Origin of the sequence: Pseudomonas sp. 1D4 (assembly GCF_001728925.1) — a bacterium.
Taxonomy (GTDB): domain Bacteria; phylum Pseudomonadota; class Gammaproteobacteria; order Pseudomonadales; family Pseudomonadaceae; genus Metapseudomonas; species Metapseudomonas otitidis.
On sequence record NZ_LXJQ01000119.1, the window covers coordinates 1 to 1211 of the forward strand.

Genomic DNA, 1211 nt, shown 5'->3' on the forward strand with positions numbered 1-1211 from the left:
GTCGGCAAGATTGGAGCCAGGGGGCTTCTGTGCGCGCCGGCAGGAGCATCACCATGCCTGACCCCGACAACCAGACGCCCGAACAGCGTATCAAGGAACTCGAGCAGCAGCTGGCGCTGATGAGTCAGAAAGCCCGGTTCTTCGAGGCCGTCGTCGATGTACTGAAGAATGACTACGGCGTCTTCATCGTAAAAAAGCGACCCGGCAAGTCCTCTCGCAGCGGCAAGTCGAGAGGCTGACCATTGTCAGGGCTTGCCTGTTTCTGGGGATAAGCCGGCAGGCTTACTACAAGCGCAATCGGGTCGCCGACGAGCGCCATGCACAAGGGCTACAGGTGGTGCGCTTCGTGCGTCAGGTTCGACTACGACAACCTCGGGTGGGCACTCGCAAGCTGCATTATCTGCTGCAGGGTCAGGATGATGGCGGGCTCAAGGTCGGGCGTGACAGGCTGTTTCAGATATTGACCGAGCACCGCCTGCTGGTGCAGCACAGACGGGCGTATCACAAGACCACCCACAGTTTTCACCGTTTCTACCGTCATCCCAACTTGCTCAAGGCGGGGCCAGAGCAGGTCACTCCGGTAGCACCGGAGCAGGTCTGGGTCGCAGATATCACCTATCTGCCAGCCAGGAGCGGGCCGCTGTACCTGAGCCTGGTGACGGATGCCTACTCACGCAAGATAGTGGGCCATCACGTACACGAAGGAATGCATGCCGAGTCGGTGGCGATGGCGTTCAAGAAAGCGCTGAAGCAACGGCGTGGCGGCGGGGAGCTTATCCATCACTCGGACCGCGGCGTGCAGTATTGCTCGGGGCTGTATCAGTCACTACATGAACGGTACGGGGTGAAATGCTCAATGACGGATGGGTATGACTGCTACCAGAATGCGTTGGCGGAGCGGGTGAACGGGATTTTGAAAGGAGAGTTATTGTTGCAAAGCCCGCAGGATTTGACGCAAGCGCGGGAAATGGTGCGTGAAGCAGTGGATATTTACAACGCGGAGCGGCCGCATCATGCGTTGAAATACAGAACCCCCGATGCGGTACATAGGGGGTTCTGAGTGGAGCAAAGCTAGCCGAAAATGTGTAAACCTATTTCAGGACTAGACAACTCATCGCGGGCAAAAGGCGGACAAACGGAGATGGTTCGCAATCGACAACTTGGCCAATTGCCTCTTCGGGCGCTTTGGTGGCACACTTTCTCCCATCAGC

At 57.7% G+C, this 1211-nt stretch carries 1 pseudogene; it reads left to right on the forward strand.

Going from position 1 to position 1211, the window contains the following annotated elements:
* Positions 1-1060, forward strand: a pseudogene (locus tag A7D27_RS26815) (IS3 family transposase); the annotation flags it as partial.
* Between the last annotated feature and the right edge of the window lie 151 nt (positions 1061-1211).